Genomic DNA, 8,114 nt, shown 5'->3' on the forward strand with positions numbered 1-8,114 from the left:
ACACCATCTCGCGCACCCGTCGCCGGATGTCCGCCCGCGCGGCGAATCGGGCAGCGCATGCCGGGGGCGGCTCAGCCTGGGACGGTGATCCGGCGCGCGAGCCCGGACCTTCACGAGCACGCGAACTCGTCGCGTAGAGCGAGCGCGTGTCCGGGTGTCGTTCGCGGGCGACGCGGTGGCGGCTGCGCCTAAGCGGTTGTGCTCGGGGGGATCATGAGGTGCTGGCGGCGCTGCGACGCCGGAGGTGCCTCATGATCGTCAGCTGGGAGTGATGATCGCGCAAGAGCACTCGCCCGTAATGTCCCAGAAGCTCGCGCTTCACCTCTTGGGCGGCTCCCACGCGGCCGGGGTGTCGACCCATCCGGCGAACAGCACCAGACCGCTGTCACGATGCACGGCGACGAACCCGAACGGGCGGTCGTACCTCACCCGCAGCGCTCGTGCGTTGTAGGACGGCATCGACACCGCCCGCAGCCCGATCGCCGTGACAGCGGCCGCTTCGAACCCGGTCGCGGAGAAGATCGCGACCGCGGACTGCCGAGCCTGGTCGACGCGCAGCGGTACGGGGCCGATCTCGGGGAAGTGGTCGCGGTCGTTCCGGCTCACGGTTTCCAGGCCGAATGTGGACGCCTGCTCCAGCAGGTCGTGGTCGGACCGGACGGTGAAGCGCACGGTGTTCAGCTTCAAGCTGGTCCTGGTGGCTTTGACGACCGACAACCCCGGCCAGCTGTCGACGTCGCCGTCGGCCAGGAGCTGCGAGCCGTCACGCGCCGCAACGTCGGTGCCTTCGCGAGGAGTCAGCGCCGTCACCGCGGCCGGCATGACCTCGTCCGGGCCGCGGCCGTCCTCACCCAGGACCAGATGAACGTCGAGCCCGTTGTCGCCAGCAACGCGCGTCATGGTCAGCGCGCCGGCGCTCGTCGACAGCGCGCGTAGATCGTCGAGTTCCGGCGTCGAACGGTTCAGCCCGGCCAGCTCGCGACCAGCCCACGGGCCGTCGTCGGGCCGCAGCGGCTCGTCGGTGAACTTGCGGGTCCACGTGGTGCGCAGCGCGAGTGCGGTGGCCAGGGTCAGCATGAGCTCCGGGCCGGCCTGCACCGGGAACCGCTCGATCAGTCCCCGGGTGCGCTCGCCGGCCCACCGGTCGAGCATCGGCTGGTCGGTTTCGGCGTCGCCGGTCAGCTCACCGAAGGTTCCCGGCGGCAACCGGTCGCGCCAGTGCGGGCTGACCTGCGCTGCCTGTTGCGCCCACAAGCCGAGCGCGGCGTCGACGCCGTCGAGGCTGTCCAGCACCTCGAGCACGTTGCGGGCGGCGTCCATCGCCTCGTCCGGACGGACGTGTGCGGCCTCCGCGAGCTCCGTGCGTCCCGGTTCGTCCGCCGAGGCCGCCAGCACGGCGAGCAACGGCCACAGCCCTGCCCCGGAGAGCACGCCGGTACCGGACGTGCGCGCCAGCCAGGACGCGGTGAGGTCATTGACCTCGCAGGCATGGGTCGTCATGCCGACCGAGCCTACGTGTGCAGATCAGGACTTCGCGCGAGACCTGGCGCGCTTCTTCGGCGCGGGTCCCTTCGCTCGCTTCTCCGCCATCAGCTCCACGGCACGTTCGTGCGTCAACTGCTCGACGGGCGTGCCGCGTGGGACGGTCACGTTCGTCTCGCCGTCGGTGATGTACGGGCCGAATCGGCCGTCCTTGACGACCAGCGGTTTGCCGGTGGTCGGGTCGGCGCCGAGCTCGCGCAGCGGCGGAGTGGCCGCCCGCGCGCCGCGGCGACCCTTGGGCTGGGCGAACAACTTCTCCGCCTCGTCCACCGTGATGGTGAACAGCGACTCCTCGTCGGGGAGGGAACGGGTGTCCGAGCCCTTCTTGACGTAGGGGCCGTACCGGCCGTTCGACGCCACGATCTCGGTGCCTTCGGCGTCTCTACCCACGGTGCGCGGCAGCGTGAGGAGCTTGAGCGCGTCCTCGAGGGTCACCGTGTCCACCGACATCGACTTGAACAGCGAGGCCGTCCGCGGCTTGGTCCCCTTGGGAGCGTCGTCGGGCAGGACTTCGGTGACGTACGGGCCGTACCGCCCGGATTTCACGACGACCGTGCGCCCGGTCTCGGGGTTGACGCCCAGTTCGCGATCGCCGTTGCCGCGGTTGATCAGCTCCCGCGCCGTGGCCGGATCGAGCTCGTCGGGCGGCAAGTCCTCCGGGACACTGCCGCGGTTGCCGTCGGCATCCTCGACGTACGGACCGTAGCGGCCCACCCGCACGGTGATGCCCTCGCCGATGGGGAACGACGAGATCTCGCGAGCGTCGATCTCACCGAGGTTGTCGGCCAGTTGCTTGAGGCCCTCGACGGAGTCGTCGCCGTGCCAGAACTGGGCCAGCTCGGCGGCTCGATCTGCTCGACCGGCGGCGATGTCGTCGAGCACGTCCTCCATCTTCGCCGTGAACTCGTAGTCGACCAGCCGGGTGAAGTGCTTCTCCAACAGCCGCACGACGGCGAAGGCCAGCCACGCGGGGACGAGCGCGTTGCCCCGCTTGAACACGTACCCCCGGTCGAGAATGGTGCGGATGATCGCGGCGTACTTGGACGGCCGGCCGATCTCGCGGTCTTCGAGCTCCTTGACCAGGCTGGCTTCGGTGTAGCGGGCCGGCGGCTTGGTGGTGTGGCCCTCGGCCTCGAGACCGGCTGCGGTGAGGCTCTGCCCCTCGGTGAGGTGCGGCAGGCGGCGTTCCCGGTCGTCGAGCTCGGCTTCGGGGTCGTCCGCACCCTCGACGTAGGCCTTGAGGAAGCCGTGGAAGGTGATGGTGCGCCCGGACGCGCTGAACTCGACGGTCTCGCCGCTGCTGGCCGTGGCCCCGACCCGGACGGTGAGGGTCTCGCCCTTGGCGTCGCGCATCTGGGAGGCGACGGTACGCATCCAGATCAGCTCGTACAGGCGGTATTCGTCGTCGCGCAGACCGGTCTCGCCGGGGGTGCGGAAGGTGTCGCCGGCCGGGCGAATCGCTTCGTGCGCCTCCTGCGCGTTCTTCACCTTGCTGGTGTACTTGCGCGGAGCGTCGGGCAGGTACTGCGGGCCGTACAACTCCGCGACCTGGGCCCGGGCCGCCGACAGCGCGGCGTCGGACAGGGTGATGGAGTCGGTACGCATGTAGGTGATGAACCCGTTCTCGTAGAGACGCTGGGCCACCTGCATGGTGCGGGCTGCGCCGTAGCCGAGCTTGCGCGAGGCCTCCTGCTGCAGCGTGGTGGTGCGGAACGGTGCGTAGGGCTTACGGGTGTACGGCTTGGCCTCGACCGAGCGGACCTCGAACGGCGCATCGGTCAAGGCGGAGGCCAGGGCCTCGGCACGGGGTTGATCCAGAACCACGACGTTGCCGCGCGCCTTGACCTGCCCATGCGCGTCGAAGTCGCGGCCGGTGGCGACCTTGGCGCCGTCGACGCTGATCAGCTTGGCCTCGAAGGCGCTCGGGTCCTCGCTCGACTGGGCGGATTCTGCCGAAGCCGTCTGCAGGGTGGCGGTGAGGTCCCAGTACGACGCGGGACGGAACGCCATCCGCTCGCGTTCGCGGTCGACGACGAGCCGGGTGGCTACGCTCTGGACGCGGCCGGCCGAGAGGCCCTGCATGACCTTGCGCCACAGCACCGGCGAGATCTGGTAGCCGTAGAGGCGGTCGACGATACGACGGGTCTCCTGGGCGTCGACGAGGTTCTCGTCGATGTCGCGGGGGTTCTGGACCGCGGCCCGGATGGCGTCGCGCGTGATCTCGTGGAAGACCATGCGCCGTACCGGCACCTTGGGCTTGAGCTCCTCGCGCAGGTGCCAGGCGATCGCCTCGCCTTCGCGGTCCTCATCGGTGGCGAGCAGGAGTTCGTCGGCGTCCTTGAGCAGCGACTTGAGTTTCTTGACCTGATCTTTGGCCCGGCCGGCAGGGACGATGTAGAGCGGCTCGAAGCCGCCCTCGACGTCGACACCCACCGGGTTTCCGTACCGCTCACGGTGAGCTGCGGGAACGTCCGTCTTCTTGGACGGCAGGTCCCGGATGTGGCCGAACGAGGACTCCACCGTGTAGCCGTCACCCAAGTACCCGGCAATGGTCTTGGCCTTCGCCGGGGACTCCACGACGACCAGACGGCGTGACGTCCCGTTCGCGGATGGGGCCATGATGCTCCTCGTCTCTTCCAACTGCCGCTGCCTCTCCTGCGACAACGCACGGTATCCGACGTTGTTCCCCACTCGCGAAAGGGATAACTGCAAAGAAATATTTGCAAAGAATCGTTTGCAGTTCTAGGCTGTCGATCATGGCTCTTTCTCGCCGCTACATCGACGACGTCGAGACGTTGCGTGCCTTCGCCCATCCGCTCCGGATGAAGCTGCTCGGCCGGCTGCGCCTCAACGGCCCGGCCACAGCCTCCGAACTGGCTCGCCACCTCGGGGAATCCAGTGGGTCGACGTCGTACCACCTGCGTCAGCTCGAGCGCTTCGGCTTCGTGGTCGAGGATGAGACGCAGCCGTCCAGACGGGAACGCCGTTGGCGTGCCGCGCACGACGTGACGAGCTGGCGCACCGGCGACTTCGCCGACAGCGAAGCGGGCCGGACCGCGGCTTCGGTCATCCGGCAGCAGCAGGTGCGCCTCATGATCGATCACCTCCAGCGGTGGGAGCAGGAGGAGTGGAGCCCTGAGTGGCTCAACGCGTCCGAGGTGTCCGACGTGGCGCTGTTCCTCCGCGCCGACGACGTGCGCGCCATGTCCGAGGAGCTCTGGACCGTCATCAAGCGCTACGCGGAGAACCCCCGGCCCGCTGACGATCCCGAAGCCGCCCGGGTCTTCACGTACCTGCTCGCGATTCCGTCGAAAGAGGAGCGACCTTGACCCACCTCGACCCGCGGCAGGCCCGTCGCCGGTATCTGGTGCTGCACGGGCTGCGCTGGCTGCCCACCGGCCTGATGATCCCGATCGTCACGCTGCTGCCGCTGGACCGCGGCCTGTCACTGTCGCAGGTCGGTATGGTCGTCGCCGCGCAAGGCTTCGTCGTGCTGGCCATGGAGCTGCCGACCGGCGGGCTGTCGGACTCCCTGGGCCGGCGTCCAGTCGTCATCGCTTCCGGTGTCATCAACATCGCCGTGCTGGGGCTGATCTTCACCGCCGAGACCTTCGTCGCCTTTGCCATCGCCTACGGGCTGCAAGGGCTGTACCGGGCGCTGGACAGCGGTCCGCTGGAAGCCTGGTACGTGGATGCGACCCTCGCGCACGACCCGGACGCCGACATCTCCCGCGGGCTCGCCGGCGGCGGCGCCGTGCTGGGCGCGGCGGTCGCTCTGGGGGCGCTGCTGTCCGGAGCGCTGATCGCCCTCGATCCGCTGCCCGGGGTGGAGGCCTTGGCCGTACCGGTCCTGGCCGCGTTGATCATGCAGGCGGTCGCAGTCGTCGCCGCGGCGGCGCTGATGAGTGAGGTCAACCGCAAGCGCGGGTGGGCCGGGGTACGCTCCTCGGTCCGCGAGGTACCGAGCGTGATCGCGGGCAGCGTCGGTCTGCTGCGCCGCTCCCGGGTGCTCACCGCGTTGATCTGTGTCGAGCTGTTTTGGGGCTTCGGCATGGTCACGTTCGAGTCGCTGATGCCGGTGCGGCTCACCGAAGTCCTCGGCAGCCCCGACGACGCCGCTGCGATCATGGGTCCCGCCGCGTCGGCGGCGTGGGGATGCTCGGCCCTCGGCGCGGCGATGGTCCCGCTGCTGTCCCGGCGACTGGGCGTACCGCTTACGGCTGCGCTGATGCGGGTGGTGCAAGGCGGGACCGTGGTCGCCATGGCGGCCTTCGCCGGCCCCGTCGGTTTGGTGACGGCCTACTTCGCCACCTACGTCGTGCACGGTGCGGCCAACCCGATGCACATGACCCTGCTGCACCGCGAAGTGACCAGCGCCCATCGCACCAGCGTGGTGTCGCTGAACTCGATGGTCGCCCAGCCGGCGGGCGCGGTCGGCGGCATCGTGCTGATGGCCCTGGCCGACGCGGTCTCGGTACAGACGGCCATGGTCGCCGGCGCTGTCGTCCTGGCGGTCGCCGCGCCGCTGTACCTGCCGGCTCATCGCGCGCAGCAGCGTCGCTCGTCAGCGCCGGGCGCCGAAGACCGCGGAGCCGACGCGGACCATCGTCGATCCCTCGGCGACAGCCAGCTCGAGGTCTGAGCTCATGCCCATCGACAACACCGGCAACTCGAGACCCGTGACGTCGCGGGCCCGGTCGCGGATGTCGCGCAAGGCGCGGTAGCTGGACCGCACCTGCTCGGGCTCGGTGGACAGCAGCCCGATGGTCATCAGCCCACGAACCGTCAGCCGGTCGCGTTTGGCGACGTCGCGCAGCGCGTCCAGAGCGTCACCAGGGGCGAGTCCGAACTTGCTGGCCTCGCCGGAGGTGTTCACCTGGATCAGCACCTCGACGGTGCCATCGAGCCGCTCGAGCCGACGCTGCAGGCGGTCGGCGAGGTCGACGCTGTCGACGGACTGGATGCATGACACGTACCGCAGGACCTGGTTGACCTTGTTGGTCTGCAGGTGCCCGATGAAGTGCCGTTCGCACGGCAGACCGGCCAGCTCCGCGTCCTTCTCTGCCAGCTCCTGGACGCGGTTCTCACCGATAAGGCGGGCGCCGGCCCGTACGGCGACGGCGATCCGGTCGGCCGGGACGGTCTTGGTGGCCAGCAGGACCTGGACGTCCTCAGGGGCGCGCCCGGCCGCGCGACAAGCCTCAGCCACCCGCGCCCGCACGGCCGCAAGGTTGGCCTCCACGTTCGTCTCCACCGACATCCGGATCTCCTCTCCCGACCTCCGTGCACCACCGTACGGCCCGCTGAGTAACGTCAGGCTCGTGACGGCGTTGGTCGGAGTGATCGTGGCTGTCGGCATGGTCGTCGTGGTCCCGCTGGGGCTGCGGCTCATGGACGACGATCGAGGCCGCCTTGGCCCGATCAGCCAGGTGTGGCCCCTGGCGGGCGTGGCGGGTGCGGTTTCGCTGCTGCTCGATCGTGGTCCGTTCGCCGTCGCCTTGGCCAGCTATTACGCCGCGGTCACCGGGTGGCTCGCGGTCTTGGCCTTGGTGCGACTGATCGAGATCGTGCGGGCTGGACGTCGTCGCCCGATCGCCGTGGAGGTCGCGGTGTTGACCGCCATGGTGGCGCCGGTGGTCGCAGGGAGCAGCCTGGTGGCCGAGCGCGGCGGCTATGAGCTGCTCGGTTTCGGGATGACGACGCTGGCGCTGACGGTCGCGCACTTCCACTTCGCCGGGTTCGCCGCCGCTCTCGTGGCGGCGCTCGCCGCGGCGGTGGTGGGATCGGTGGCCGCGCGCCTGGCGGCGTGGACCGTGCCCGTAGGTATCGGGGTGGTTTTCCTCGGCTACTTCACCAGTGATGCCGTTGAGTTGATCGGCGCCATCGTGCTGACTGCCGGCATGTGGCTGCTGGCGTGGTCGTTGTGGCGCGACGTGGCGCCGACGACCAGCAAGGCCGGTGTGCGGGCGCTGTTCCTGGTCGGGGCGGCGGTGCTCGTGGTCACCATGGCGCTGGCGTTGAGCTGGGCGGCCGGGCAGGTGTGGGACGCGGTGCCGCACCTGTCGCTGACCTGGATGGCCGCCACCCACGGCTTGGCGAACGCCCTCGGCTTCGCCGTGTGCGTCCTCCTGGGCTGGCGTCGGCTGCAGTACGCCGCCCCTCGCGCCGCCGCCCGATGAAACGATCACGAGATGCCGGGTGCTCACCGCTGCGGTGAAGCTCCGGCGACGAAACTCATGTCCGCGTAGCGCTCACCCGCCGGCGAGCCGCATCCTCCATGCAGCCCAGGCCGAGCGCGGAGACGGTGAGGCCGGAGCGGCCGAGGGAACGTCGTGGCACCGACACGTCAGCAGCCCTCGCCGCGGCCGTACAGGGTGATCTTGTGTTCGACGACGTCGAGTGCCTTCTGCAGCGCGTCGAGCTGGGCGCGCACGGCGTCGCGCTGGGCCCTCATGAGTGCCAGCCGCTCGGGCTCGGTGGACGGTCCCTGCGCGACCAGGTCGAAGTAGCGCTGAATGTCGCGGATCGGCATGTCCGTCTGGCGCAGCCGCGCGATGAACACGACGCGGTCG

Annotated in this window: 7 protein-coding genes; 3 read left to right on the forward strand and 4 right to left on the reverse strand. The window is 69.8% G+C overall.

The genetic code is table 11. The features are described from left to right. Positions 1-318 precede the first annotated feature (318 nt). The gene (locus M6444_RS16590; protein WP_298329841.1) at positions 319-1,500 is read right to left on the reverse strand and encodes a serpin family protein; all 1,182 of its coding nucleotides are present in this window, start codon (positions 1,498-1,500) and stop codon (positions 319-321) included. Positions 1,501-1,524: 24 nt separating this feature from the next. After that, positions 1,525-4,161: a type I DNA topoisomerase gene (topA, locus tag M6444_RS16595; RefSeq protein ID WP_298329843.1), complete on the reverse strand. Its 2,637-nt coding sequence runs from the start codon at positions 4,159-4,161 to the stop codon at positions 1,525-1,527. A 137-nt stretch (positions 4,162-4,298) separates the two neighbouring features. Between topA and M6444_RS16600 the strand changes: the two genes are divergently transcribed. Then, the gene (locus tag M6444_RS16600; protein WP_298329846.1) at positions 4,299-4,871 is read left to right on the forward strand and encodes a helix-turn-helix domain-containing protein; all 573 of its coding nucleotides are present in this window, start codon (positions 4,299-4,301) and stop codon (positions 4,869-4,871) included. Next, the gene (locus M6444_RS16605; RefSeq protein WP_298329849.1) at positions 4,868-6,184 is read left to right on the forward strand and encodes an MFS transporter; all 1,317 of its coding nucleotides are present in this window, start codon (positions 4,868-4,870) and stop codon (positions 6,182-6,184) included. Before M6444_RS16600 ends, M6444_RS16605 begins: the two co-directional genes overlap by 4 nt. On the opposite strand, the gene M6444_RS16610 is transcribed toward M6444_RS16605, so the two are convergent. After that, entirely contained in the window at positions 6,107-6,802 is a 696-nt protein-coding gene (locus tag M6444_RS16610) for a YggS family pyridoxal phosphate-dependent enzyme (RefSeq protein ID WP_298329854.1), read from the reverse strand. The two genes, M6444_RS16605 and M6444_RS16610, sit on opposite strands and share 78 nt — an antisense overlap. Before the next feature lie 61 nt (positions 6,803-6,863). On the opposite strand from M6444_RS16610, the gene M6444_RS16615 reads away from it, so the two are divergent. Then, positions 6,864-7,721, forward strand: coding sequence for a YndJ family protein (locus M6444_RS16615; protein ID WP_298329857.1), 858 nt, complete (start codon positions 6,864-6,866; stop codon positions 7,719-7,721). 167 nt (positions 7,722-7,888) lie between these two features. Here M6444_RS16615 and M6444_RS16620 read toward each other — a convergent pair. Then, on the reverse strand, positions 7,889-8,114 hold a 226-nt coding region (locus M6444_RS16620; RefSeq protein ID WP_298329860.1), incomplete at its 5' end, for a MerR family DNA-binding protein.

This window comes from Haloactinopolyspora sp. (genome assembly GCF_027324685.1).
Taxonomy (GTDB): domain Bacteria; phylum Actinomycetota; class Actinomycetes; order Jiangellales; family Jiangellaceae; genus Haloactinopolyspora.

Coding starts and splice junctions, on each gene's coding strand:
- M6444_RS16590 (WP_298329841.1), bottom strand. CDS start 1,500: ATGACGACCCATGCCTGCGAGGTCAATGACCTCACCGCGTCCTGGCTG.
- M6444_RS16610 (WP_298329854.1), bottom strand. CDS start 6,802: ATGTCGGTGGAGACGAACGTGGAGGCCAACCTTGCGGCCGTGCGGGCG.
- M6444_RS16600 (WP_298329846.1), top strand. CDS start 4,299: ATGGCTCTTTCTCGCCGCTACATCGACGACGTCGAGACGTTGCGTGCC.
- topA (WP_298329843.1), bottom strand. CDS start 4,161: ATGGCCCCATCCGCGAACGGGACGTCACGCCGTCTGGTCGTCGTGGAG.